The following is a 24,798-nucleotide window of genomic DNA, read 5'->3' as shown; positions in this document are numbered from 1 at the left end:
CTCTTTTTATTGCAAAATATATGCCAACTTTCTTTTCTAGCATTTATCCTATATTCTTTGTATCCATGCATAAAAAATAAGTCTATAAAGACTCATTAAGAGTCTTTATAGACTTATTTTCCTTACACATTAGACTTTTCTTTCTCCCAGAAAAACTCACCCGATTGAGAAATAAACTCTCCAACAGAATCTAACACTAAATCAGCAAGTGGTTCTAATGTTGGACGGTCTCCTGTACCAGATAGCACCCCAATTGCATAGCAATCGCCATTTTTAGCTAAATGTAAATCAGTTGGCGTATCTCCAACAACCGCAACCTCACATGATTCTAAATTAAATTTCTCACAAAACACTTCTATAATCTTTTTATCTGGTTTTTGCGCAGGGAATGTATCCGAGGCTATAATATAATCAAAAAAGTTCTCCAACTTATATTGTTTTAAAAATAATTCTGTTGGTGCGAAATCATCCGCCGTGACAACCCCTAATATAAATCCTTTATCTTTTAATGCCTGTAACACTTTCGGTAAGTCTGCTGTCATTTTCATATGCGAACGATGCTCATACATAAGGGAAAATAACTTCTCACTTACCCACTGATGCATCTCTTCTTCTCTAGCAGACTCAATATAATTACAAAGCCCCTTCGCTACATCAAGGCTTGTTCCAGCAGCTATTGCACTCCTTGGATTAACAAATGCTCCCTCTACACCAATCTCTTCTAATAAGGTCTGCCGCATTGTACTTGGTAAATGATATAAACTTATACATTCAGCTACAAGTTCTTCAGCTACTTTTATCCATATTGAATGAAAATCCATTAATGTCCCATCTTTATCAAATAATATCGCCTTTACCTTCTCCATAGCACCCTACCTCTCATTTCTTATCTCTTCCAGTGTATCAATAAAGTATGGATGTAAAATAAAAGAATTGTAAAAATACCATAAAAATCAAACTAACTCCCAATTTACAATTCATTTTAACAAAGTAAAAAAGGATGCCTTTACAGGGCATCCTCTTGATGTTCAGGAACAAATAGTTCTAAACAATGATATATATTTTCGAATTCCATCGGTGCATCTCCACCATACTCACCATCTAAATTAATCATTAGTTTATCTGGTGAATGTACTTTAATTCGGTTCGCTTGTGTATATAACACTTTTGGATTATTAATATGTTCACCACGTTGTGCTTGTGTTGCTGCTTTAATTAAATCAGCGATAGAACCTTTTTTCAATACTAATAGGTCAAATAACCCATCGTTAATAGATGCATACGGTGCTACCTTTTCAAATCCACCTACTGAACGAGTATTCGTAATTAAAAACATCGTAATTTCTTCTTGTAGTAACTTTCCATCATACTCAATTTCAACATATGTCGGATGCAATGATGGTAACATCTCGATACCTTTTAGGTAATAAGCAAGCTGCCCTAATACTGTCTTTAACTTACTCGGTACTTCGTATGTTAATTCTGTAATACGACCGCCACCAGCGATGTTAATAAAATATGTATCGTTCGCTCTACCAAGGTCTAATGGCACTGTTTTTCCTTCGCAAATAATATCTGCTGCCTCTTCAATAGAACGAGGTACACCAATTGCACGTGCAAAGTCATTTGTCGTTCCAACTGGAATAATTCCAAATTTCGGACGGAATTCATGCCCAACTAAACCGTTTACTACTTCATTTAATGTACCGTCGCCACCAGCCGCAATAACAACATCAAACTTACGATCCGCAGCTTGCCTCGCCGCCACAGTAGCGTCTCCAGGACCCGTTGTCGCATGACAAGATGTCTCATAGCCAGCTTGTTCTAATTTTTGTAATACTTCTGGTAAGCTCTTCTTAAATAGCTCACGCCCAGAAGTAGGATTATAAATAATTCTTGCTCGCTTCATCATTTATTAGCACAGGAAATTTCTTTATGTATCGAAAAAGAACATACTGAACTTCTATTCAGTATTCCCATGCCTACCTCCTCTCATCTTGCTATCCTTCTTTTATCCCGCTCAAACAGGCAGTAAGAACCCGATTCGTGTAGTCCATCAAAAGTAAATATTCATTTCAATGGTTTTTTATTTGACTCCAAAATTTATCCCGCTATTTGCGGGCAGTAAATGCCCGATTGGTGAGGGCTAATAATCAGTGTTGGATGAACCTCCCACTGATTAAAGTTTCACTTTATTTCTATCCATTCTTCCATAAAAATTTACATATAACGAATAATAACTATCTATTATTTCATGAGATGAAAAAAACCTCTATGTTTAGATTTATCATTATTCCCACCTTTTTGCAACTATCATACCATAGTTGCTATACAAACATTTTTCCACTTTTGACAGTTAATCAAACGTTTGTTTAAACGATTTTGTCTCATTTAAACAAACGTTTGATTAACCTAGAAAAACACCCATGTACGGGTGTTTTTCTGCTTAATCTTTAAAAGTTACTACTATTATCGCTTATTAATCTCTTCAAGTAAGATTTTGTTAACAAGCGGTGGATTTGCTTGTCCTTTTGTAGCTTTCATAATTTGACCAACTAAGAAGCCAATTGCACGGTCTTTACCGTTTTTAAAGTCTTCGATAGATTGCTCATTATTATCAAGAATTTCTGTTACAACTTTACGAAGTGTACCCTCGTCAGAAATTTGAACAAGACCTTTCGCTTTAACGATTTCTTCTGGGTCTCCACCTTTTTCAATTAATTCATTAAATACTTTCTTCGCGATTTTAGAAGAAATTGTACCTTTTTCAATTAATTGAACCATTTTAGATAAACCAGCAGGCGTTAATGCAACGTCTTTTAATTCTTTTTGTTGTTTGTTTAAGTATGCAAGTACTTCACCCATTAACCAGTTCGATGTTAATTTCGCATCAGCACCGTCTGCAACAGTTGCTTCAAAGAAATCAGACATCTCTTTCGTTAATGTTAACACGTGTGCATCATAAGCTGGTAAGCCTAGTTCTGCAACGTAGCGAGCTTTACGTGCATCTGGAAGTTCTGGAATAGAAGCTCGAACTGCTTCTTTCCACTCATCATCGATGTAAAGTTCAACTAAGTCTGGCTCCGGGAAGTAACGGTAATCGTCAGATCCTTCTTTCACACGCATTAAGATTGTTTTCTTCGTTGCTTCATCATAACGACGTGTTTCTTGTTGGATGATACCACCAGATAACAGTTCTTTTTCTTGGCGCACTTGCTCGTGCTCAAGACCTTTTTGTACGTAAGTGAATGAGTTTAAGTTTTTCAGTTCCGCTTTTGTACCGAACTTCTCTTGTCCAACTGGACGAAGAGAAATGTTCGCATCACAACGTAAGGAACCTTCTTCCATCTTACAATCAGATACACCAGTGTATTGAATGATTGATTTTAACTTCTCTAAGTATGCATATGCTTCTTCTGGCGTACGCATATCTGGCTCAGATACGATCTCGATTAAAGGCATACCTTGACGGTTGTAGTCTACTAATGAACCATCAGCTGTATGCGTTGATTTACCAGCATCTTCTTCTAAATGAAGACGTGTAATACCGATACGTTTCTTTTTACCGTCTACTTCGATTTCAATCCAACCATTTTCACCAATTGGCTTATCAAATTGAGAGATTTGGTAAGCTTTCGGGTTATCTGGATAGAAATAGTTTTTACGGTCAAACTTCGTTTCCGTTGCGATTTCACAGTTTAATGCCATTGCAGCTTTCATCGCAAAGTTAACTGCTTCTTTATTTAAAGTAGGAAGTACCCCTGGGTATCCTAAGTCAATTACACTTGTTTGTGTATTTGGCTCCGCTCCGAATTCTGTTGGACTCGCAGAGAAAATTTTCGAATTTGTTTTTAACTCAACGTGAACCTCTAAACCAATAATTGTTTCTAAATTCATCTATGCTCGCCTCCTTACAGACTTGCTTTTTTTGTATGATAGTCTGTTGCTTGCTCAAACGCATGTGCAACGCGGTAAATTGTCGCTTCATCGAAGTGTTTACCAATGATTTGTAGACCAAGTGGCATGTTGTTAGCACCGAATCCACATGGAACTGAAATCGCTGGAACACCCGCTAAGTTTACTGGGATTGTTAAAATGTCATTTGCATACATTGTCATTGGATCGTCAACTTTTTCTCCCACTTTAAATGCCGGAGTTGGTGTTGTTGGTCCAATAATAACATCATAGTTAGCAAATACATTTTCAAAGTCGTTCTTAATTAATGTACGTACTTGTTGTGCTTTTTTGTAATATGCATCATAGTAACCAGAGCTAAGAGCAAATGTACCAAGCATAATACGACGTTTAACTTCATCACCGAAACCTTCACTACGTGTGTTTTTGTAAAGATCTAATAAGTTATTTACATTATCAGAACGAACACCGTAACGCACGCCATCAAAGCGTGAAAGGTTAGCAGATGCTTCAGAAGAAGATAGTAAGTAATACGTTGCTAGAGCGTATTTAGAGTGTGGAAGAGATACTTCCTCCCAAGTTGCACCCATACCTTCTAATACTTTTAAAGCAGCTAGTACTGACTCACGAGCTTCTTCGCCAACACCTTCGCCTAAGTATTCTTTCGGTACAGCAATGCGTAAACCTTTAACATCGCCTGTTAAACCAGCTAAATAGTTTCCAACTTCAACGTTTGCAGAAGTTGCATCCATTCGGTCAATACCTGAAATAGCTTGTAATAAGTATGCATTGTCTTCTACTGTACGTGTAATCGGTCCGATTTGGTCAAGTGAAGATGCGAATGCTACTAATCCGTAACGAGATACGCGTCCGTAAGTTGGTTTTAAACCTACAACACCGCAATATGCAGCTGGCTGACGGATAGAACCACCCGTATCAGAACCTAGAGAGAATAGTACTTCTCCTGCTGCTACAGCTGCTGCAGAACCACCACTAGATCCGCCTGGAACGTAATCTAAGTTCCATGGGTTTTTCGTAGCGTAGAATCCTGAGTTTTCATTTGAAGAACCCATTGCGAACTCGTCCATGTTTAATTTACCGATTGTAATTGTGTCAGCAGCTTTTAGCTTTTGCACAACTGTCGCATCATAAATTGGATCGAAGTTTGCTAACATTTTGCTCGCACAAGTTGTACGAAGACCGTTAGTTACAATGTTATCTTTTACACCAATTGGCATACCGAATAATAAACCATTATCTTCAGCGCCGATTTTTGCATCTAATTCTTTCGCTTTTGCGCGTGCATTTTCTTCATCTAATGTAAGAAAAGCTTTTACGTTATCTTCAACATCCGCAATACGTTTGTAAGATTCTTCTACTAAATCCGTAACGGAAATTTCTTTGCTGTTTAACTTCTTATGTAACTCTGATACTGAATGATCAAATAATGACATCGAAATTCCCCTCCTCTATTCTAATACTGCTGGAACACGGATTTGATTATCTTTGTGATCCGGTGCATTTTTTAATACTTCTTCGACTGGTAAACCTTTTTCTGGTACATCTTCACGCATAACATTTTTCATAGTTAATACATGAGTTGTTGGTTTTACATCTGTTGTATCTAATTCATTTAACTGTTCTGCAAATGTAACAATTGCATCTAGTTGTTTTTGAAATTTTTCTGCTTCTTGATCAGTAATTGCAAGACGTGCTAAATGTGCTACGTGCTTTACATTCTCAACGGAAATTCTTGACACGGCTAGGCCACCTCCATAATATATCGTTCAATCTACAATACTATTGATGATACCAAATTTTCAGTACTTCAAGCAAGTCAACACAGAGTACTTACGCCATTTTTACATAAAAAAAGAAAGGCAAATGCCTTTCTTTACAATTTACTCTTTATCTAACGGTTTATTTTTCGGAAATCTCTCGTTATCTTCTTCATTATCACGAATTGTTTTTTGTAATACAAAACAAGACATCGTTAAAAATAATGTTCCAATTAAATAGTATCCTTTTACACTAAGCGTTTCATCTAACGTATAAATCCCAATTAGCATACCTGAAAGCGCACAAACAAATGAAGTCCATGCTAAAAACGTGAACGCTTGCGTATTACGTCTTCTCATCGTTCTCCCCCTCGTTAGCTGTATACCCATTATAGATAAGTATATTTACCATGATGGATTTTTATGTAAATTCTAGTTTTATATTTATAAATCTATCATAAAAGAATACTATTTTAAAGGAAGTTTTCTGCCTAATCTGAAAAAATAATTAAAATCATTGACAATTTTTTCTATTCTACATAAAATAAAAATAAATATTACGAACCTCGAAATATACGGGAGTGGAATTAATTGTTGCAATATGAACATTTTTTAGACTTACTGCTAGATAACGCCAAGAAACTTTTCTATCCTGAAGAATGGGTAAGCCTAGATTTAACACTTTCTAAAACAGAAGTATTTTGTTTACTTTGGATGGATCGAAATACAGATATTACAATGACGAAAATTGCTGACCTTCTTGATATACCGATGAGTACAACGACGGGCGTTGTAAATCGCCTTGTAAAAAAGGGATATATTGAGCGCTACCGTGATGAAAACGACCGACGTATTGTATTAATTCGGTTAACAGAAAACGGCGTAATGCTCGTTCAAGAAGTAAAACAAAATGCAGCCCACTACTTTAGCTTAGTGACAGAAGCATTGTCAGAAGAAGAAAAAGCATTCTTACTACAAATCTTCCAAAAGATTATGAATCACATTGCTACGTCACAGCAAAAAACAGAAGAAAAAGTTTCTACACCTAAAATGAAAAACATTCCGATTGAATAAAACCCTATCTGGGTTTTTATTCAATCATTTACTTCGACACTCGTAATATTCGATATTCGAAACAAAGGAGATATGAATGATGAGAATTATTTTGTATACAGGTAAAGGCGGCGTAGGAAAAACTAGCATTTCAGCAGCAACAGCAATTCAAAGCGCAAAACAAGGATTAAAAACTTTAGTCATGAGTACAGATCCCGCTCATAGTTTAGGAGATTCATTTGGTATAAAGCTATCTTCTGAGCCATTAGAAATTCGTGAAAATTTGTGGGCACAAGAAATTAATACGATTTATGAGATGGAAAAAGGATGGGGAAAATTACAGAAATATATTACACTACTCTTCACTTCCAAAGCAGCCGATGATATTACAACAGAAGAATTAACGATGTTTCCTGGTATGGAAGATTTAATTAGCTTACTTCGCGTACTCGATTATTATAAACAAAACACATATGATGTTATCATTATTGATTGTGCTCCAACAGGAGAAACATTAGCAATGCTAAGCTTTCCAGACATGCTCGGCTGGTGGATGGAAAAATTGTTTCCTATTAAAAGAAAAGTTTTAAAAGTCGTTCGTCCTGTAGCTCAACCACTCCTTGGTGTCCCTCTTCCAACCGATGATATTATGGACGAATTAACAAATACACTTGAACAGCTCGGAGAAATGAGAGATATTTTATCAAACCGAGAAGTAACAAGTATCCGCATCGTTGTAAATCCTGAAAAAATGGTCATTAAAGAAGCTCAGCGTAGCTTTACTTATTTAAATTTATACGATTATAACGTAGATGCCATTATGATTAATCGCGTCATCCCTAACACCGTCACCGATCCTTATTTTCAAGCATGGAAAGATACGCAAAAGAAATATAAAACATTAATTCAAAATAGTTTTGATCCACTTCCTATTTACGAAGCTCCAATGTTTGAACAAGAAGTTGTTGGTTTACCCATGTTAGAACGTGTAGGAGATGCTTTATTTAAAACTGATCATTGTCCTACTGAAGTGAAATTTAACGGCCGCACACAATATGTAAGAAAAGATGGCGATGATTATATTTTCATTCTTTCTATTCCCTTCTCAAACAAAAGTGAACTTTCATTAAATCAAAAAGGTGATGAGCTAATTATTCGAGCTGGCTCTGTAAAACGAAATATTACATTGCCAAAAACGTTAACACACCTTTCTATTCAAGGGGCAAAATTTGAAGAAGATATACTAAACATTCGGTTTGGAGGTGTAGTGCATGCATGAGGAACTACTACGAAGGGTAATTCGTACAAAAGTAAAAGTCGGGATGCATATATTAGATGAGCTACCTAATCCAATCCAGCAATCAGCTAAGCAAATATTAAATATTTTGCAAGAGGAGCTAACTGCTTATCCGAAAGAACGAGATCATCATGAAGTTAATTTAAAAAATATCATAATTGAATAACTATCTCTGTATAGAGGGCCTTTTTTAGGCTTTCTATACTTTATTGGAGTGATGTAAGTTGATGAAAAAGCATTCCACTACTATACTCTGGATCATTCCCTTATTATTTTTCATTCATAACCTTGAAGAAGCTTTCCAAATGCCACAATATCTTGCTAATCAATTTTCAATCCGTCTTATAACTAGCCAACAATTTTTCATTGCCATTTCCGTATTAACAATCTTTGTATTACTTATCGTCTTTCTATATCAACTTAACTTCTTGTCTTCTATATGCTGGATTATTTTTATACAAGGGGCCATCTTCTTTAACTCTGTTCAACATATTATTTTGTTTTTCATTTATCGCTCCTATAACCCCGGCGTAATATCAGCATTTTTCATTACTCTCTTTTCTATTTTCTTTTTTTTATCCAAAAAACACTTAATTCATCAAAAGCAATTCGTAATTACACTCCTTTTCAGCTTATTTTCTTATCCCATTATAATTTGGATTACCTTACTGTTCGCTAGCTATTTTCATTCATAAAAAAAGACCAGGAAAACTCCTGGTCCATTACTCTACTTAACAAACATTGGATTCTACGTTATACAAAATTGGAAGGTACAGAATTAGGGTTTGTTTGTTAAGTTTATATGTTGAACGAACTAACAGCGGAGGGGTTCCTTCTGTTAGTCCATTAAACCCAATCATTATTTTACGATTTTTTCAAGCTCCTCAAGTGAAAGATCTACTGAAATTGAACCATCATTTGTTTCTTTCTTAATTGCATCTGTTACTTCTTTTGAATGGTATAATTCAATTACTTTTTTCAGTGTTGGATCATCTTTATCTTTCGTACGAGCTGCGAAAATATTAATATAAGGCTTCGCATTTTCATTCTTTGGATCTTCTAAGAAAATAGGATCCTTCGCTGGATCTAATCCAGCTTGACCAGCAACACCGTTATTAATAACTGATGCCGCTACATCTTTTAACACACGAGGTGTTTGCTGTGCGATAACCGGTGTAATTTTTAATTTCTTCGGATTTTCAGCAATACCACTTGGATCTCCAAATAGACCAAAATCCTTTTTCAGCTTTAATAATCCAGCTGCATCAAGAAGTTTTAATGCACGTGCTTGGTTCGTTGGATCGTTTGGAATTGCAATTTCTGAACCATCTGGGATTTCATTTGATTTCTTATATTTTTCAGAGTATAAACCCATTGGTGCAATTTGTGTTGTACCAACAGCTGTAATATCTAACTTATGTTCCTTTTTAAATTGCTCTAAGAACGCAATATGCTGGAATGAATTTAGTTCAATATCTCCATCAGCTAACGCTTTATTTGGCGTTGTGTAATCGGAGAACTCCACCAGTTTAATCTTAATCCCTTCTTTTTCAGCTTTTTTCTTCAAAATTTCCCAAGCGTCTCCATCCGTTCCAGTTACACCGACGCGAACTACTTTTTCTTTCGCTCCTGCACCCGTGTCTCCACTTGAGCAGCCGCTTAATGCTGAGACTCCTACAATCGCTGATAATGCAAATGCTAAAATTTTCTTCATTCTCTTTTCCTCTCTTCCTTTTTATGATCTGCGTAACAAGACTTTCGCAAAGTAATTCCCTAAATTTTGAGCTATCTGTACGAGAATAATAAGTAACACGACCGTTACGAACATAACTGATGTATCAAAACGTTGATAACCATATGTCATTGCTAAATCACCAAGACCGCCACCACCGACAAGCCCAGCAACTGCAGAAAATTCAATTAAACCAACTGTCATAAATGTGACACCTAAGATTAATGGTGCTAACGCTTCTGGTACAAGGATTTCAAAAACAATTCTAATTGGCGAGGCGCCCATTGCTTGCGCTGCTTCAATTACTCCTTTCGGAACGGAAACAAGGTTTGTTTCAACCATTCTAGCAATACCAATTGATGCGACTAACGTCATCGGGAAAATTGCTGCTGCTGTTCCAATCGTCGTTCCGATAACACTTCTCGTTAGTGGACTTAACGCTACTAAAAAGATAATGAATGGTACCGGACGAATTGTATTAATTATGATGTTAAGAATAGAAAAGACCCATTTATTTTCTAAAAAGTTTCCTTTTCTCGTTACATATAAAAGTAAACCTAGCGGTATACCAAGAATTGTAGCAAATATAAGGGTTACAATTACCATTAAGAGGGTATCCCCCGTCGCATCTAGTATGCGCGGCCAAAATATACTCCAATCAACTCGCATGAGCTTCTACCTCCTTCAGCTGCACTTGCAGTCTTAGATGTTGTAATGCTTTTTGAATTTCCCTCTGCTCACCTTGCAACTCTACAAGAAGATTTCCAAATAGCACATTTTGAAGTTCAATAATATTTCCGTACAGTACATTTACATCGACGTTATAGTTTTTTGCGATATATGATAGTACCGGCTGTCCTGTCTCCTCACCAGTAAATGTTAGACGATAAATTTGACCACCATTTTGAATTTTCGCTAGAACACTTTCCGGTAAATGATCATTAATGACAGAACGTACAAAGTTTTGAGTCGTCTTTGTTTTTGGTTGCGTGAAAACATCAAACAGTTTTCCTTCTTCAATAACTTTTCCCTTCTCCATTACAGCTACACGGTGACAAATTTCTTTCACAACATGCATTTCATGTGTAATAAGAAGAATTGTTAAATTGTATTCTCTATTTACTTTCTTTAATAAGTTTAGAATTTCTGTCGTTGTTTCTGGATCTAAGGCTGATGTTGCCTCATCACATATAAGAATATCTGGCGATGTCGCAAGTGCTCTAGCAATGCCCACACGCTGCTTTTGTCCACCTGATAGCTGCTCTGGGTAATAGTTTGCTTTATCTTCTAACCCTACAAACTTCAGCAGTTCATTTACTCTTTCTTTTATCTCATTCTTTGGCACTTTCGCTAACTTTAATGGATAAGCAATATTTCCAAATACTGTTCTTGAATTAAATAAATTAAAACTTTGAAAAATCATTCCAATTCTTTGTCTCAGTTTACGTAATTCTTTCGTCGATAATGATGTAATATCTTTATCATCTATTGAAATCGTTCCTGCCGTCGGTCTCTCTAACATATTTACTAGGCGTAATAACGTACTCTTTCCAGCGCCACTAAAACCGATAATGCCAAAAATTTCGCCTTTCTCAACTGATAATGTTACATCCTCTACCGCATGAACAGATTGCCCAGCTGATTCATACACTTTACTTACATTGTTAAAAGAAATCATTTTTTCCCCTCCTATATGCTGTAAAAACTTGAAGCAGAGCTTTCGAGGTAAAATAAAAAGTGCTCTCCTTCTTATCAACCATAAAGATAAGAAGGAGAGCACTTATATGTACTCATTCACATCTTCTCATCTTCCAAGCCTTTATATGGCTTGCTGGAGTTAGCACGGTATTAAAAAAACCCGTTGCTGAGGTATCGTAGGGCCAGTCCCTCCACCTCTCTGGATAAGAATGTATCGATTTAATTGTCGTTTAATTAATTCTCATTATAGAACTCAGAATAATAAGAGTCAATACATTTTTTAGAAAAATATTAATTATTCCTTTATTAAAATTTTCAGATGAAAATTCATGAGAAAATAGTAACTTTCAAGGTTATTTAAAATTCTTCTTCCTCATATTTTTAAACAGGAGAATCCTCTCTACGAATTGAATAAATTTATTTGAATATGAAACTCGGAGGAAGATAAATATATGAAAACAGCTCTTTTACTCGTCGATATTCAAAACGATTATTTCCCAAATGGAAAGATGGAATTGCGTAATCCAGTAGAAGCAAGCAAATATGCTAATCAGTTATTACAACACTTTAGAACAAACAGCGAACCTATTCTTCATATCCAACACGTAGCTATAAAAGATGACGCTACTTTTTTCCTACCTAATACAGAAGGTGTACATATTCACGAAAGCGTACGTCCACTTAGAGAAGAAACAGTTATAGTCAAACATTATCCAAATAGCTTCCGAGAAACTAATCTTCTAGAGCAATTAAAACGTTTAAATATTGAACATGTCGTTGTATGTGGGATGATGACTCATATGTGTATCGATGCTACAGTAAGGGCTGCATTCGATTTTGGCTTTCAATGTACCGTTATACATGATGCTTGTGCTACAAAAGACCTGTCTTTTAAGAACGCTACTATACCAGCTGTTTACATTCACAATACAATTTTAGCTAGTTTAAATGGCGTATATGCAAATGTAATAAGCACGCAAGAATTTTTAGCTACATAAAAAAACACTCCTTTCAGTGAGCAAAACCGAAAGGAGTGTTCCTTGTCGAACCATAGATTTTCTTTCAAATTGTATTATACAGGAAATTCTCAAAATGAATACTAAAAAATATTACTAATAAGTCAACTTTTCTCATCATTTTATTTCTGTTCACATGTTTATCCCGCTATTAATAGGTTTTAGCTCATTCCCTTCGAACGATGGTAATATATAGGATTTCAATTTTAAAAGGAGCTCTTCACATTCTGTGAAGAGCTCCTCTACTATTTCTTATAAAGTTTCAGAAGTAGTTTTTGCTTGCATGTGAAGTGCTAAGTAATCAGGTCCACCAGCTTTAGAGTCTGTACCAGACATGTTAAAGCCACCGAATGGTTGGTAACCTACGATTGCACCAGTACATCCACGGTTGAAGTATAAGTTACCAACGTGGAAGTCTTCGCGTGCTTTTTCAATATGGTCACGGTTGTTAGTAATAACAGCACCTGTTAAACCGTATTCCGTATTATTTGCAATTGCAAGTGCATGATCGAAGTCTTTCGCTTTACAGAATGCTACTACTGGTCCGAAGATTTCTTCTTTCATTAAGCGAGCATCTTCTGCAACGTCAGCAACGATTGTTGGTTGGATGAACCAACCTTTAGAATCGTCTCCTTCGCCACCTGCTAAGATTCTACCTTCTTCTTTACCAATTGCAACATAGCTCATTACTTTATCGAATGCAGCTTGGTCATTAACAGGACCCATGTTTGTACCTAATACTGCTGGGTTAGCAACTGTTAATTCTTTTGTTAATTCAACAGCACGATTTAATACATGATCATATACATCTTCATGGATTACTGCACGAGAACATGCAGAACATTTTTGTCCTGAGAATCCGAATGCTGATGCAACGATAGACTTAGCTGCTAATTCAAGATCTGCTTCTTTATCAACAACGATTGTATCTTTACCGCCCATTTCAGCGATAACGCGTTTTAACCAAATTTGTCCTGGGTTTACTTTCGCTGCACGCTCATAGATGCGGATACCTACATCACGAGATCCCGTGAAGCTTACGAAACGTGTACGAGGATGATCTACTAAGTAGTCACCAACTTCAGAACCGTTACCTGGAACGAAGTTTACTACGCCAGCTGGTAAGCCAGCTTCTTCTAATACTTCCATAAATTTCGCTGCTACTACAGGAGTTGTACTAGCTGGTTTTAGTAATACTGTGTTACCAGAAACTAAAGCAGCTGTTGTCATACCTGCCATAATTGCGAATGGGAAGTTCCAAGGAGAAATGATAACACCTACTCCTAATGGAATGTAAGAGAAACGATTATATTCAATTGGACGGCTTTCTACTGGAATACCGTCTTTTAATTTTAACATTTGACGACCATAATATTCCATAAAGTCGATTGCTTCTGCTGTATCAGCATCTGCCTCATTCCATGGCTTACCTGCTTCTTTTACAAGAATAGCAGAGAATTCATGTTTTCTGCGACGAACGATTGCTGCAGCACGGAATAAAATGTCTGCACGCATTTCTGGCTTTGATTTTCTCCAAGTTTGGAATGTTTCATCCGCTACTTGCATTGCTTTTTCAGCTAACTCACGGCTTGCTTTTGAAACACGACCAACAAGTTCCTCTTTATTTGCAGGGTTTACAGAAACAATTTTGTCTTCTGTAGTGATTTTTTCTCCCCCAATAATTAATGGATAGTCTTGTCCAAGATAAGATTCTACTTTCTTTAAACCTTCTTCAAACGCTAATTTGTTAGCCTCCACTGAAAAATCTGTAAATGGCTCATGTTTGTATGCTACTACCATTTTTTTTAGCCTCCCCTTAGAAAAACGTTTACATTTTACAACATTATTCTACACGATAATTTAGATTTATTCAAATATTCCTAGACTTATATTTTAAAAATTAATAAATTTTTAAAATATAATAAAAAAAAGAGATTCATACATGCGTATGAATCTACAAAATATGAGTATATTCCAAAACATTTTTCCCGATCAATAATATAGTAACTAATAAAAATAAAGTCCTTACATATCCAACACCTTTTTGAACCGCAAACTTCGATCCAAAATAAGCACCTAAGATCATTGATAATCCCATGATAATACCGTATTCAAAATGAATTATATCTAAAAATAAAAAAGTAATTAAAGATACAATATTACTAACAAAGTTCAAAAGTTTTCCAGATGCTGCCGCTTGAATAAAATCCAAGCCAATTAATAAAAATGCAAAAATTAAAAACGACCCTGTCCCTGGTCCAAAAAATCCATCATAAAATCCTATCATTAAAATAGCAAAGAAAAATATTAATGTTTTTCTTTGCGTCATCTTCTTATAGGTAGACACACTTCCCCAATTCTTTTTTGCAATAATATAAATAGCAATAAATACCAACATTACAAGTACTAATGGGCGTAAAATATCCGGTGGAATAAATTTTACTACTAAAGCACCTGCAACAGCTCCAACAATAGTTAACGGGATTAACTTTCCTACAATTTTAAAATCAACTTTTCCTGATCGAATAAAATACATCGCACTCGTAAACGTCCCCATTGTTGCCGCTAATTTATTCGTTGCAATTGCCGAAGCTGGCGATAAGCCAACAAACATAAGCGCAGGAAGCGAAATTAACCCTCCTCCTCCAACAACGGAATCAATAAAAGCTGCTAAAAAACCGAATGCAATTAATAAAATAATGACTTGAAAACTTAATTCTTCCATGAGATTTACCCCTTACCCCTATTTTTTACAACATTTTAAATTATAACAAAATTACATAAGAAAAAAAGCTGTTCCATAGAGGAACAGCCTTCATATTTAATCTAAAATCTTCACAAGTGGTTCATCTTGTTTTGCTTCACGTATAATAATAGCTTCTGGGCGTTCTACAGATTTAATCGTTACTTGTACTTTCATATAATTCGGGAAGTATTCCATAACAAGCCCTGCCACATATTGTGTAAAACCAACTATTTCAGCTTTTCCATTAAACTGGACAGGAATATCAAGCTTCATTTCTCTTAATTCATCATCTCTATACATACCAGTACCAATAACAGCTGTATAGTCGCCTTGGAAATAATCGCTTAGTTTTGCCTTAAAGTTGGATACTCTTGCAAGGTCTTCACGTTTATTATCTGTTTTCGCTTGCTCTGATGGGAACAAATAATATTTTTCATTAATTTGTTGCCAATCTTCAACCGTTTCACTACCTTTTTCGGCATTTGCATAAGAAACAAAGTTACCTGGCACGAGCGAAGACTTTGGAGCTTGGCGATAAATCGCAAATGTTATTGGAATATTTTTGGTTTCAGGTTCTTTTTGATGTATGACTTTCAAAATTTCTTGCGCCATTTTTTTCCCTTCAGCTAACATCTTTTCATCCGGGATTGCAGCTTCACGTGGATAACCATGCTCTTCGTTAAAATATTGAACAGAATTCATTGCTAATCCAACTACCATACCAACGCGTTCCTCGCCGTTATCGCCTTTTTTCACATAATAATCATGCTCTAAAATATTTGAAATATATATTGGATTTTTTTTATTTTTCACTTCTAGTGATTCGGATCCTGTTCCTAATGCAGGGTTTAATCCTATATTAGGAAATTTAACTGCATCTTTTTTTAATTTGTCCTCTAGTTCCTTTTGTTCAGCATCTGTACGTTTTCTTTTAACAAGCATCTGTATAGTTTGAGTATCTAGAGCTTTTCCGCCTTTTAAAAAATTATCTTTCGTACTAAATGATTCTTTTGCAATTCGCATTAACCCTGTTTCAAATTCATCTATATCAAGACGACTATTTAACCCTTGCACCACTAAACCACGTGCATTTCCACCATCAAATGGAATAGTCGTCTTATAATATTCATCCGAAATAGCGTATTTTGGAACAACTGATTGTTCTTTTGCTTTCCCCGATTTCTCAGCCACTTTTTCATCTTTGTCGGCACCTGCACTACACCCACTTACAAGTAGGCCAAGGCTTAATACCGCTAATGCTATTTTTTTCATGGTAAGTTTGCACCTCTTACTTATTTAGCTCTTGTAAGAACCTCTCTTCATTCCAAACCTCAACATTATGTTTCTCCGCTTGTGCTAATTTCGAACCAGCCGCTTCACCTGCAACAACTAAATCCGTACTCTTACTAACACTTCCCGTTACTTTTCCACCTAATGCCTCAATCTTCTTCTTCGCTTCACTTCGCCCCATAACTTCTAGCTTACCTGTTAAAACAACCGTTTTTCCTGCGAAGTAAGATTCAACATTTTGTAAATCTGCAATTTTTATACCTTTGTATGTCATATTCACGCCATACTCTTTAAACTGCTGTAATAACTCTAATACATCTTCATTATCAAAATATGTCACAACAGATTGAGCCATTTTTTCGCCAATTTCATTAATTGCTTTTAGTTCTTCTTCCGTTGCTTTTACAAGCTCATCCATCGTTTCAAAGTGCTCTGCAAATGTACGTGCTGCTTTCGCTCCAACGTGGCGAATTCCAAGACCAAATAATAATCGCTCTAACGAGTTTTCTTTAGAATTTTCAATTGCTTGTATTAAGTTTGTTGCTGATTTTTCACCAAAACGTTCTAACTGTAATAATTGCTCTTTCGTCAATGCATATAAATCAGCAAATGTACGAATGTAATCAGCATCAAAGAGTTGTGTAATGACACGTTCTCCAAGTCCATCAATATTCATTGCATTTCTTGAAACGAAATGGATTAACCCTTCTCGAATTTGAGCAGGACAAGTTGGATTTATACAACGAAGTGCTACTTCTTCTTCTAAACGAACAAGTTCACTCTCACATGCTGGACAATGAGTTGGCATGCGGTATTCTTCTTCCTCACCAGTACGCTTATCAAAAATAACGTTCACAACTTCAGGAATAATATCTCCAGCCTTCTTCACAACAACGTAGTCACCAATTCGAATGTCTTTTTCACGAATTAAATCCTCGTTATGTAAAGAAGCACGACGAACAATCGTACCAGCAACTCTCACTGGCTCTAGTTCTGCAGTCGGTGTTACAACTCCTGTTCGGCCAACACTTAATTCAATGCCTGTTAATCTCGTTACAACTTCTTCAGCCGGGAATTTATAAGCAATCGCCCATCTTGGACTCTTCGCTGTAGTTCCTAGACTTTCTTGAAGGGCAACATCATCTACTTTTATAACGATTCCATCAATCTCATAATCAAGATGCGGACGTTTTTCTTGCCATTCTTCTACATAAGCTATAACTTCTTCAATTGTTTCACATGTACGGCGATTTGGATTTGTCTTAAATCCAAGTTCACCTAAGAAATCAAGCGATTCACTATGTGATGGAATTGTTTTTTCTTCTACATTCGCAAGACCATACACAAACATAGATAAGTTACGCTTCGCTGCAATTTTCGGATCAAGTTGACGTATTGAACCTGCTGCTGCATTACGCGGATTCGCAAATACATCTTCTCCATTTTGCTCTTTTTCTTCATTTAGTTTAACGAATGAACGCTTCGGCATATAAGCTTCGCCTCGTGCTTCTAACGTTACTTCTTCATTTAAACGAAGTGGGATAGCTTTAATCGTTTTTAAATTTTGAGTAATATCTTCACCCGTTACACCATCACCACGTGTCGCCCCTTGAATGAAGCGTCCTTTTTCATAATGAAGCGAAACGGCAAGCCCGTCAATTTTTAATTCACATATATATCTTACATTCGCACCATCAATTCCTTGACGTACTCTTCTGTCGAAATCACGTAAATCTCCTTCGTTAAATGCATTTCCTAAACTTAACATTGGTGACTTATGTGTTACTTTTTCAAATATATCAAGAACAGTCCCCCCAACGCGAACGGAGGGAGAATCTTCACTCATAAACTCTGGGTTCTCTGCTTCTAATTTTATAAGCTCCTGCATATTACGGTCATATTCCGCATCAGAAACAGAAGGATTGTCTAATACGTGATATTGATAGTTAAATGTATTTAATAAATCACGCAGTTCTTCTATACGTTTTTTTGCTATCTCTTTTGACATATCCTCATTCCTTTCTATTGTTTCGTCACAGGTGCAAATTTTGCTAACAAACGTTTAACACCAATTGGGCTTGGGAATGCAATATCTAATTCTTTTGCATCCCCTTCACCTTTTACACTTACAACTGTACCGACTCCCCATTTTTGGTGGGAAGCTTTATCTCCTACTGCCCAGCCAATTTGTTCGCCGCCTGTCGTCTTAGCTGCAGGGCGCGCGAAAGCTGAACGAGAGCGTGTTGTCGTTGTGATTGTCGTTTTGCCGCTACTTGCCGTTCTGCCTTTTGCACCAAACGATGTTTCACGCTTTGGCGCTGTTTCATTTAATGATTCCACTAGTTCTGTCGGGATTTCTGTAATGAATCGAGACGCAGCGTTCATACTTGTTCTACCAAATAAAGTACGCATTTGCGCGTTAGATAAATATAGCTCTTCTTCTGCACGGGTAATACCTACATAAGCAAGACGACGTTCTTCTTGCATTTCATCCTCTTCCATAAGAGAACGAGTATGAGGGAATATCCCCTCCTCTAAGCCAACAATAAAGACAACCGGGAACTCTAATCCTTTCGCTGAGTGCATCGTCATTAAAATAACTTCTTCACCAGCAGTTGGGTCTTCATCTACACGATCAATATCAGCAACAAGTGCTAAATCTGTTAAGAATGCAACAAGGCTCTTATCTTCGCTTTGAGATTCAAATGTTTGCGTAACAGATAAGAACTCGTCTAAGTTTTCTAAACGACCTTCCGCTTCTAAAGAACGTTCATTTTTCAACATATCGCGATAGCCTGTTTTTTCAATAACTTCTTCTACTAATTCTGTAACAGATAAATACTCTTGCATATTTACCCAGTTATTTAATAAATTCGCAAATTCTTTTACTGCCTTTGTAATTTTTGCACTTACTCCAACATGCTCAATTTCATCAAATACAGCAGTTAATGAAATTCCGTTTTGCACACCGTAATTAATAATTTTATCGATAGAAGTCGCACCAATACCACGCTTTGGCATGTTAATAATACGTGCAAAACTAATTTCATCATCTGGATTACCGATTAAACGTAAGTACGCCAAAATATCTTTAATCTCTTTACGATCGTAGAACTTCGTACCTCCGACAATTTTGTACGGAATGTTAGATTTAAGGAAAATCTCCTCGACCATACGAGACTGAGCATTCGTACGATATAATACTGCAAAATCAGTATATTTTCGTTTCCCCATTTGAATATCGTCACGAATTTTTTTCGCAACAAAATACGCTTCGTCCTTTTCAGTTGCAGCACGATAATACGAGATTTTACTTCCAACTTGATTGTCTGTCCATAATTTCTTCGGCTTACGATTCGTATTTTTTTCAATAACAGCATTCGCTGCATTTAAAATATTTTGTGACGAACGATAGTTTTGTTCTAACAAAATTACTTGTGCATTCTCATAGTCTTTTTCGAACGACAAAATGTTAGAAATATCTGCACCACGCCAGCGATAAATAGACTGGTCAGAGTCACCTACAACGCAAAGATTTTTAAAACGCGCTGCCAAATGTTTAACAAGAAGATATTGCGCTTTGTTCGTATCTTGATACTCATCAACGTGAATATATTGGAACTTACGCTGATAAAACTCTAATACTTCTGGAACACGTTCAAATAACTGAATCGTGGTCATAATTAAATCATCAAAGTCTAATGAATTATTTTTCAAAAGACGTTTTTGATACTCTGTGTATACATCGCTCGTTAATTTTTCATATGGATCAGCCATTGTAATTTTTTTTGCATATTTATCCGCAGATAACAGTTCATTTTTCGCATTACTAATACCCGCTAAAATAGAGCGCGGCTCAAATTTCTTCGGATCAATATTGCGCTCTTTCATAATTTTTTTGACTACAGTTAGCTGATCGCCTGAATCTAAGATTGTAAAGTTACGATTAATACCAATACGATCGATATCCCGTCGTAAAATACGTACACACATAGAGTGGAACGTCGAAATCCAAATATCTTCTGCTTCTGGTCCCACAAGTGTATCAATACGCTCACGCATTTCACGAGCTGCTTTATTTGTGAAGGTAATAGCTAGTACATTCCATGGTGCTACACCTTTTTCACCAAGTAAATACGCAATACGATGTGTTAACACACGTGTCTTACCACTACCTGCACCTGCCATTAATAGAAGTGGTCCATTCGTTGTTTGGACTGCTTTTTGTTGCTGTGGATTTAAACCGTTTAATAATCTATCTGTCATACTCATATACGCCTGCACCTACTCTCCTTTTACTGCTTTAACTGTTTTTAACGCCAATTTTATATCATCATAAATAATATTTCCAACAACTACTGTATCAGCATATTGTGCCATTTCTTTCGCCTGTTCTGCATTAGAAATACCACCGCCATAGTATAACTTAGCTTGTTTCAATTCTGCTTTTACATTTTTAACAAGTTCAACATCTCCATACGTACCGCTATATTCTAAATAAAATATCGGTAAATGTAATAACTTGTCTGCTAAACGAGCATATGCAATAACGTCATCTTCTGTTAAATCACATTTCGCTTCTGTAAGCTGGGCTACTTTCGCTTCTGGATTTAAAACACAATACCCTTCCATAAAAATTTCGTCCCAGTCCATAATATCCCCAAATTCTTTCAATGCCTCATGATGAACACCTGTTACCCATTCTACTTTTCGGCTATTTAAAACACTTGGGATGTAATAAAAATCAAATCCTGGTGTAATTGCTTCTACATCAGAAACCTCTAATACACAAGGAACTGCATATCTACGAATGCTAACTAGCATGTGTAATACGTTATCAATTGTAACTCCATCACTTCCGCCTACAATAACCGCATCAGTTCCAGACTCACAAATCATTTCTAAATGTTCATCGCTTAACTCCTTATTTGGATCAAGCTTAAATACATGTTTCCATCCGGAAATATCGTACATGAAAACACCCTTCCTTTTCTCTAGTTATATATATTTCTGTTCAAAATAACAGTTTATTTTCATCATTATTGTTTTAACTTCATCTTAAATATTTGTTTAAAACGGAGAATTAAGTTTGGAATTACCTCTTCCATATTTTTTAAACTAGAGGATTTAATTTTGAAGTTCCTTTTATGCATTCTTTCATTATAACAAAAAAAGTTACTTACACACACGCACATTCCAACATCTTTTTCCACGTCAAATGTTGGATTACATATCCCAAAAATCAAACGGGATACTAATAAAAGAAATAGTATTATCTATTTCAACTTTCATAAAAAGGAGTGTTTTTCTAATGAAGCAAAATATCGGGACAATAAACGCTCTAATTCGAATTACACTTGGGCTTGTCCTCTTCGGATGTAGTGCAACTAAACTTGTACGCAAGCCGTGGTGCACTTGGTCTAACATTTTTCTATGGATTGGTGCAATGAAAGTTGCAGAAGGAATTGTTCGTTTCTGCCCTGTTGTTGAAATGTGGAAATTCGGAAAATACATGAATATGGGGGCATTTAAAATGCCTAGCATGAATTTTGCTGAAAAAGGACATGCTAAAGAAGAAGTGAATCAAACTTCCACTCATGACAAGCCAAAGTCAAAAGGAAGTTATGACGCTTCTGACAAAGAGATTGAGTCAGCGATTGAAAATATAATCCTGGCAAAACCGCTTTGAATCATTTGTCACGATGCAAGATGCTCTCAAAGGGACTTAGCTGCTGCAGTGGGCGGTTAAGTCTTCTTTATTTTACCATAAAACAGAACGTACATTCTCTTTTTCGGCCTTAAAATGTATATAAAAGATATCAATCAATAAAATTCAGAAAATTAGGTGCATACCTCTTGCTTAAAATGATATAAAAGTGATATCATTTTTATATCAGGAGGCGATCATATGAAAGAAAAACAAGTATTTTATGTAAATGGTTTTCTCGGTATTATTGGAATTTTGATTTTAGCTGCTATCGGTGTATTTTTCCTTGCACAAGAAATTTTCATAGGAGCGGCACTAACTATTATATTAGCCGCAGTTCTCGCTACAGGTATCGGTATTGTTCAACCGAATCAAGCGAAGGTTATTACGTTCTTCGGTAATTATTTAGGAACAATTCGTCAAAACGGTTTATTTTTAACGATTCCGTTCGCATTCCGTCAAACTGTATCTTTACGTGTTGAAAACTTTAACAGTAAAAAATTAAAAGTAAATGACGTTGATGGAAATCCAATTGAAATTGCAGCTGTTATCGTATATAAAGTTGTTGATTCTGCAAAAGCAATGTTTGGTGTTGAACATTATGATCGATTTGTAGAAATTCAAAGCGAAACGGCAATCCGCCATGTTGCAACAAAATATCCTTATGACAATTTCCAAGATGAAACCTGCGTTACGTTACGCGGAAATACTGAAGAAATCTCTGAAGAATTAAAACGTGAATTAGAGGCGCGTCTTGAAATTGCTGGTGTAGAAGTATTAGAAACTCGTTTAACGCACTTAGCTTACGCAACAGAAATTGCCCATGCAATGCTACAACGCCAGCAAGCAAAAGCAGTATTAGCTGCTAGAAAAGAAATTGTTGAAGGTGCTGTGAAGATGGCGAAAGATTCCATCCATATGTTAGATGAAGAAGGCGTACTAGAACTCGATGACGAGCGTAAAGCAAATATGGTAAACAACTTATTAGTTGCCATCGTTTCAGATAAAGGTGCGCAACCAGTTATTAATACAGGAAGCCTATACTAAGGGCTATAAGTAATTATGGCTAAAAAGAAAAGCTTTCCATTACGTATTGATCCTGAATTACACGCAGTCATCGAAAAATGGGCAAATGATGAATTTCGTAGCGTCAATGCACACATCGAGTATTTACTTCGAGAAATGGCAAAGCAAAAAGGGAAATTAAAAAAAGATAAAGATGCATAAAAAATCCCGCTGATTCCTCAGCGGGATTTTTACATATTAACTTTTCGTCATCTCATGCCCAATTGCACGATATCCTATATCACTTCGATAAAATAGACCATCACTCTCAATTTTACCGATTTCTTTATATACTTTATCTTTTGCTTCTTGTAAACTATTTGCCTTACAAGCAACAAATAATACACGGCCACCGTTCGTTACAAAGTCCCCATGTTTCATTGCTGTACCTGCATGGAAAACAATCACATCTTGCAGTGCATCTAGTCCACTAATAATATCACCTTTTTTATATGCTTCTGGATATCCTTTAGAAGCAAGTACAACACCGATTACAGCTTCTTCTGACCATTGTAACGTTAGTTCACTTTCATCTAATACAGCGTTACATACGTCAACTAAATCATTTTCTAAGCGAGGTAATACAACTTCTGTTTCAGGATCACCGAAGCGTGCATTAAATTCAATTACCTTCGGACCATCATTTGTTAAAATAAGACCTGCGTATAAAATACCTGTAAACGAACGGTTTTCTGCAATCATCGCCTTAGCAGTTGGATGTAATACGGTTTGAATCGCTTCTTGAACTGCTGATTCTGGAATTTGTGGTACTGGAGAATATGCACCCATTCCGCCCGTATTTGGACCTTTATCACCATCAAAAGCTCTTTTATGATCTTGGGCGATTACCATTGGATGTACAGTTGTTCCATTCACGAATGCCATTAATGAAAATTCTTGTCCATCTAAAAACTCTTCAATAACGATCTTCTTACTTGCCGCGCCGAATTTCACATCTTGTAGCATTTCTTTCACAGCTTGTAATGCCTCTTCAAGCGTCATTGCTACCGTTACCCCTTTACCAGCAGCTAATCCGTCAGCTTTAATAACGATTGGTGCACCAACTTTTTGAATGTACTGTACTGCTTCTTCATAATCGGTAAAAGTTTCGTACGCCCCAGTTGGAATATCATACTTTTTCATAAGCTCTTTTGTAAAAGCTTTACTACCTTCAATAACAGCAGCCGCTTTATTCGGACCAAATACGCGAAGTCCCTCTTCTTTAAAACGATCAACAATTCCATTCATAAGTGGAATTTCTGGTCCAACGAAAGTTAATTCCACATTATTCTCTTTGGCAAATAAAACTAATGCATCAAAATCATTTTCATCAATATCAACTGGTATTGCAACATCTCGCATACCTTCATTACCTGGTGCTACATATACCTTTTTCACTTTTGCAGATTGTACAAACTTCCAAGCTAAAGCATGCTCACGCCCACCGCGGCCAATTACTAAAACATTCATATTTCATCCCCCAATAATTAAATAAGTACAA

The 24,798-nt window shown here is 36.1% G+C and carries 23 protein-coding genes, 1 pseudogene and 1 riboswitch; of the genes and pseudogenes, 8 read left to right on the top strand and 16 right to left on the bottom strand.

The genetic code is table 11. The features are described 5' to 3' along the window. Positions 1–122: 122 nt before the first annotated feature. From GD442_RS01850 to GD442_RS01825, 6 genes are all read right to left on the bottom strand, one after another. Complete coding sequence (locus tag GD442_RS01850; protein WP_000416672.1) at positions 123–866, bottom strand: HAD family hydrolase; 744 nt, start codon at positions 864–866, stop codon at positions 123–125. Between the two features lie 140 nt (positions 867–1,006). Beyond that, on the bottom strand, positions 1,007–1,912 hold the full coding sequence (locus GD442_RS01845) for a diacylglycerol kinase (protein ID WP_000977679.1): 906 nt from the start codon (positions 1,910–1,912) through the stop codon (positions 1,007–1,009). Positions 1,913–2,469: 557 nt separating this feature from the next. Then, positions 2,470–3,897 carry an Asp-tRNA(Asn)/Glu-tRNA(Gln) amidotransferase subunit GatB gene (gatB, locus tag GD442_RS01840; RefSeq protein ID WP_001047685.1) on the bottom strand — a complete coding sequence of 476 codons (1,428 nt, stop codon included), beginning with the start codon at positions 3,895–3,897 and terminating at the stop codon, positions 2,470–2,472. Between the two features lie 14 nt (positions 3,898–3,911). Continuing rightward, positions 3,912–5,369: an Asp-tRNA(Asn)/Glu-tRNA(Gln) amidotransferase subunit GatA gene (gene gatA / locus GD442_RS01835; protein WP_000051455.1), complete on the bottom strand. Its 1,458-nt coding sequence runs from the start codon at positions 5,367–5,369 to the stop codon at positions 3,912–3,914. Positions 5,370–5,384: 15 nt separating this feature from the next. Next, on the bottom strand, positions 5,385–5,675 hold the full coding sequence (gene gatC, locus GD442_RS01830; protein ID WP_000086999.1) for an Asp-tRNA(Asn)/Glu-tRNA(Gln) amidotransferase subunit GatC: 291 nt from the start codon (positions 5,673–5,675) through the stop codon (positions 5,385–5,387). A 141-nt stretch (positions 5,676–5,816) separates the two neighbouring features. Beyond that, positions 5,817–6,053, bottom strand: coding sequence for a YiaA/YiaB family inner membrane protein (locus GD442_RS01825; RefSeq protein ID WP_001254393.1), 237 nt, complete (start codon positions 6,051–6,053; stop codon positions 5,817–5,819). Between the two features lie 231 nt (positions 6,054–6,284). Between GD442_RS01825 and GD442_RS01820 the strand changes: the two genes are divergently transcribed. The 4 genes from GD442_RS01820 to GD442_RS01805 all read left to right on the top strand — a co-directional run bounded on the left by GD442_RS01820 (position 6,285) and on the right by GD442_RS01805 (position 8,738). Next, positions 6,285–6,767 carry a MarR family winged helix-turn-helix transcriptional regulator gene (locus tag GD442_RS01820; RefSeq protein ID WP_000942461.1) on the top strand — a complete coding sequence of 161 codons (483 nt, stop codon included), beginning with the start codon at positions 6,285–6,287 and terminating at the stop codon, positions 6,765–6,767. Positions 6,768–6,843: 76 nt separating this feature from the next. After that, on the top strand, positions 6,844–8,025 hold the full coding sequence (locus tag GD442_RS01815; protein ID WP_002182396.1) for an ArsA family ATPase: 1,182 nt from the start codon (positions 6,844–6,846) through the stop codon (positions 8,023–8,025). After that, positions 8,018–8,209, top strand: a complete 192-nt coding sequence (locus GD442_RS01810) for a DUF3926 domain-containing protein (RefSeq protein WP_000544103.1) — start codon at positions 8,018–8,020, stop codon at positions 8,207–8,209. Before GD442_RS01815 ends, GD442_RS01810 begins: the two co-directional genes overlap by 8 nt. Positions 8,210–8,270: 61 nt before the next feature. Then, positions 8,271–8,738 carry an HXXEE domain-containing protein gene (locus GD442_RS01805; protein WP_002182395.1) on the top strand — a complete coding sequence of 156 codons (468 nt, stop codon included), beginning with the start codon at positions 8,271–8,273 and terminating at the stop codon, positions 8,736–8,738. Positions 8,739–8,902: 164 nt separating this feature from the next. Here the strand turns inward: GD442_RS01805 and GD442_RS01800 are convergent, their stop codons facing one another. From GD442_RS01800 to GD442_RS01790, 3 genes are read right to left on the bottom strand one after another with little or no spacing between them, the layout of a single operon-like run. After that, positions 8,903–9,757, bottom strand: a complete 855-nt coding sequence (locus GD442_RS01800) for a MetQ/NlpA family ABC transporter substrate-binding protein (protein ID WP_000721599.1) — start codon at positions 9,755–9,757, stop codon at positions 8,903–8,905. A gap of 21 nt (positions 9,758–9,778) precedes the next feature. Then, positions 9,779–10,444 carry a methionine ABC transporter permease gene (locus tag GD442_RS01795; protein WP_001261865.1) on the bottom strand — a complete coding sequence of 222 codons (666 nt, stop codon included), beginning with the start codon at positions 10,442–10,444 and terminating at the stop codon, positions 9,779–9,781. Next, a complete protein-coding gene (locus GD442_RS01790) occupies positions 10,434–11,453 on the bottom strand; it encodes a methionine ABC transporter ATP-binding protein (RefSeq protein WP_000622969.1) in 1,020 nt (339 codons plus the stop codon). The genes GD442_RS01795 and GD442_RS01790 overlap by 11 nt, the downstream gene beginning before the upstream one ends. Before the next feature lie 123 nt (positions 11,454–11,576). Beyond that, a riboswitch (SAM riboswitch) is annotated at positions 11,577–11,683 on the bottom strand. Positions 11,684–11,925: 242 nt separating this feature from the next. Here GD442_RS01790 and GD442_RS01785 point away from each other — a divergent pair. Next, positions 11,926–12,491 (top strand): annotated as a pseudogene (locus GD442_RS01785) (cysteine hydrolase family protein). A 250-nt stretch (positions 12,492–12,741) separates the two neighbouring features. On the opposite strand, the gene pruA reads toward GD442_RS01785, so the two are convergent. The 6 genes from pruA to pcrB form a co-directional block, all read right to left on the bottom strand. After that, entirely contained in the window at positions 12,742–14,289 is a 1,548-nt protein-coding gene (pruA, locus tag GD442_RS01780) for an L-glutamate gamma-semialdehyde dehydrogenase (protein ID WP_000259555.1), read from the bottom strand. A gap of 154 nt (positions 14,290–14,443) precedes the next feature. Further along, positions 14,444–15,214, bottom strand: a complete 771-nt coding sequence (locus GD442_RS01775; protein ID WP_000391974.1) for a TSUP family transporter — start codon at positions 15,212–15,214, stop codon at positions 14,444–14,446. 96 nt (positions 15,215–15,310) lie between these two features. Further along, entirely contained in the window at positions 15,311–16,507 is a 1,197-nt protein-coding gene (locus GD442_RS01770; protein WP_000717030.1) for a CamS family sex pheromone protein, read from the bottom strand. Positions 16,508–16,523: 16 nt separating this feature from the next. Next, positions 16,524–18,533 (bottom strand): NAD-dependent DNA ligase LigA, encoded by a 2,010-nt coding sequence (gene ligA, locus GD442_RS01765; RefSeq protein WP_000031450.1) that lies wholly within the window; start codon positions 18,531–18,533, stop codon positions 16,524–16,526. Between the two features lie 14 nt (positions 18,534–18,547). Next, positions 18,548–20,797 carry a DNA helicase PcrA gene (gene pcrA / locus GD442_RS01760; RefSeq protein ID WP_002164784.1) on the bottom strand — a complete coding sequence of 750 codons (2,250 nt, stop codon included), beginning with the start codon at positions 20,795–20,797 and terminating at the stop codon, positions 18,548–18,550. A 12-nt stretch (positions 20,798–20,809) separates the two neighbouring features. Beyond that, positions 20,810–21,499, bottom strand: coding sequence for a heptaprenylglyceryl phosphate synthase (pcrB, locus tag GD442_RS01755; RefSeq protein ID WP_000272098.1), 690 nt, complete (start codon positions 21,497–21,499; stop codon positions 20,810–20,812). Positions 21,500–21,836: 337 nt separating this feature from the next. On the opposite strand from pcrB, the gene GD442_RS01750 reads away from it, so the two are divergent. The 3 genes from GD442_RS01750 (at position 21,837) to GD442_RS01740 (ending at position 23,459) form a co-directional block, all read left to right on the top strand. Further along, positions 21,837–22,214, top strand: coding sequence for a YgaP family membrane protein (locus GD442_RS01750; RefSeq protein WP_000812346.1), 378 nt, complete (start codon positions 21,837–21,839; stop codon positions 22,212–22,214). Between the two features lie 219 nt (positions 22,215–22,433). After that, entirely contained in the window at positions 22,434–23,279 is an 846-nt protein-coding gene (locus GD442_RS01745; protein ID WP_000660669.1) for an SPFH domain-containing protein, read from the top strand. A 15-nt stretch (positions 23,280–23,294) separates the two neighbouring features. After that, positions 23,295–23,459: a type II toxin-antitoxin system antitoxin gene (locus GD442_RS01740; RefSeq protein ID WP_001085171.1), complete on the top strand. Its 165-nt coding sequence runs from the start codon at positions 23,295–23,297 to the stop codon at positions 23,457–23,459. Positions 23,460–23,495: 36 nt separating this feature from the next. Here the strand turns inward: GD442_RS01740 and purD are convergent, their stop codons facing one another. After that, a complete protein-coding gene (gene purD, locus GD442_RS01735) occupies positions 23,496–24,767 on the bottom strand; it encodes a phosphoribosylamine--glycine ligase (RefSeq protein ID WP_159365030.1) in 1,272 nt (423 codons plus the stop codon). Between the last annotated feature and the right edge of the window lie 31 nt (positions 24,768–24,798).

This window comes from Bacillus sp. A260 (genome assembly GCF_009861435.1).
GTDB classification, from domain to species: Bacteria; Bacillota; Bacilli; order Bacillales; family Bacillaceae_G; genus Bacillus_A; species Bacillus_A cereus.
This window is presented reverse-complemented; position numbering and strand designations above follow the sequence as displayed.

Excerpts from the sequence above, each read along its gene's own strand:
- ligA (WP_000031450.1), bottom strand. The coding sequence starts at position 18,533 with ATGTCAAAAGAGATAGCAAAAAAACGTATAGAAGAACTGCGTGATTTA.
- GD442_RS01750 (WP_000812346.1), top strand. The coding sequence starts at position 21,837 with ATGAAGCAAAATATCGGGACAATAAACGCTCTAATTCGAATTACACTT.
- GD442_RS01825 (WP_001254393.1), bottom strand. The coding sequence starts at position 6,053 with ATGAGAAGACGTAATACGCAAGCGTTCACGTTTTTAGCATGGACTTCA.
- GD442_RS01810 (WP_000544103.1), top strand. The coding sequence starts at position 8,018 with ATGCATGAGGAACTACTACGAAGGGTAATTCGTACAAAAGTAAAAGTC.
- GD442_RS01745 (WP_000660669.1), top strand. The coding sequence starts at position 22,434 with ATGAAAGAAAAACAAGTATTTTATGTAAATGGTTTTCTCGGTATTATT.
- GD442_RS01790 (WP_000622969.1), bottom strand. The coding sequence starts at position 11,453 with ATGATTTCTTTTAACAATGTAAGTAAAGTGTATGAATCAGCTGGGCAA.
- gatB (WP_001047685.1), bottom strand. The coding sequence starts at position 3,897 with ATGAATTTAGAAACAATTATTGGTTTAGAGGTTCACGTTGAGTTAAAA.
- gatA (WP_000051455.1), bottom strand. The coding sequence starts at position 5,369 with ATGTCATTATTTGATCATTCAGTATCAGAGTTACATAAGAAGTTAAAC.
- purD (WP_159365030.1), bottom strand. The coding sequence starts at position 24,767 with ATGAATGTTTTAGTAATTGGCCGCGGTGGGCGTGAGCATGCTTTAGCT.
- GD442_RS01795 (WP_001261865.1), bottom strand. The coding sequence starts at position 10,444 with ATGCGAGTTGATTGGAGTATATTTTGGCCGCGCATACTAGATGCGACG.
- pcrA (WP_002164784.1), bottom strand. The coding sequence starts at position 20,797 with ATGAGTATGACAGATAGATTATTAAACGGTTTAAATCCACAGCAACAA.
- GD442_RS01740 (WP_001085171.1), top strand. The coding sequence starts at position 23,295 with ATGGCTAAAAAGAAAAGCTTTCCATTACGTATTGATCCTGAATTACAC.
- GD442_RS01805 (WP_002182395.1), top strand. The coding sequence starts at position 8,271 with ATGAAAAAGCATTCCACTACTATACTCTGGATCATTCCCTTATTATTT.
- GD442_RS01850 (WP_000416672.1), bottom strand. The coding sequence starts at position 866 with ATGGAGAAGGTAAAGGCGATATTATTTGATAAAGATGGGACATTAATG.
- pruA (WP_000259555.1), bottom strand. The coding sequence starts at position 14,289 with ATGGTAGTAGCATACAAACATGAGCCATTTACAGATTTTTCAGTGGAG.
- GD442_RS01775 (WP_000391974.1), bottom strand. The coding sequence starts at position 15,214 with ATGGAAGAATTAAGTTTTCAAGTCATTATTTTATTAATTGCATTCGGT.
- GD442_RS01800 (WP_000721599.1), bottom strand. The coding sequence starts at position 9,757 with ATGAAGAAAATTTTAGCATTTGCATTATCAGCGATTGTAGGAGTCTCA.
- GD442_RS01845 (WP_000977679.1), bottom strand. The coding sequence starts at position 1,912 with ATGATGAAGCGAGCAAGAATTATTTATAATCCTACTTCTGGGCGTGAG.
- GD442_RS01770 (WP_000717030.1), bottom strand. The coding sequence starts at position 16,507 with ATGAAAAAAATAGCATTAGCGGTATTAAGCCTTGGCCTACTTGTAAGT.
- GD442_RS01815 (WP_002182396.1), top strand. The coding sequence starts at position 6,844 with ATGATGAGAATTATTTTGTATACAGGTAAAGGCGGCGTAGGAAAAACT.
- pcrB (WP_000272098.1), bottom strand. The coding sequence starts at position 21,499 with ATGTACGATATTTCCGGATGGAAACATGTATTTAAGCTTGATCCAAAT.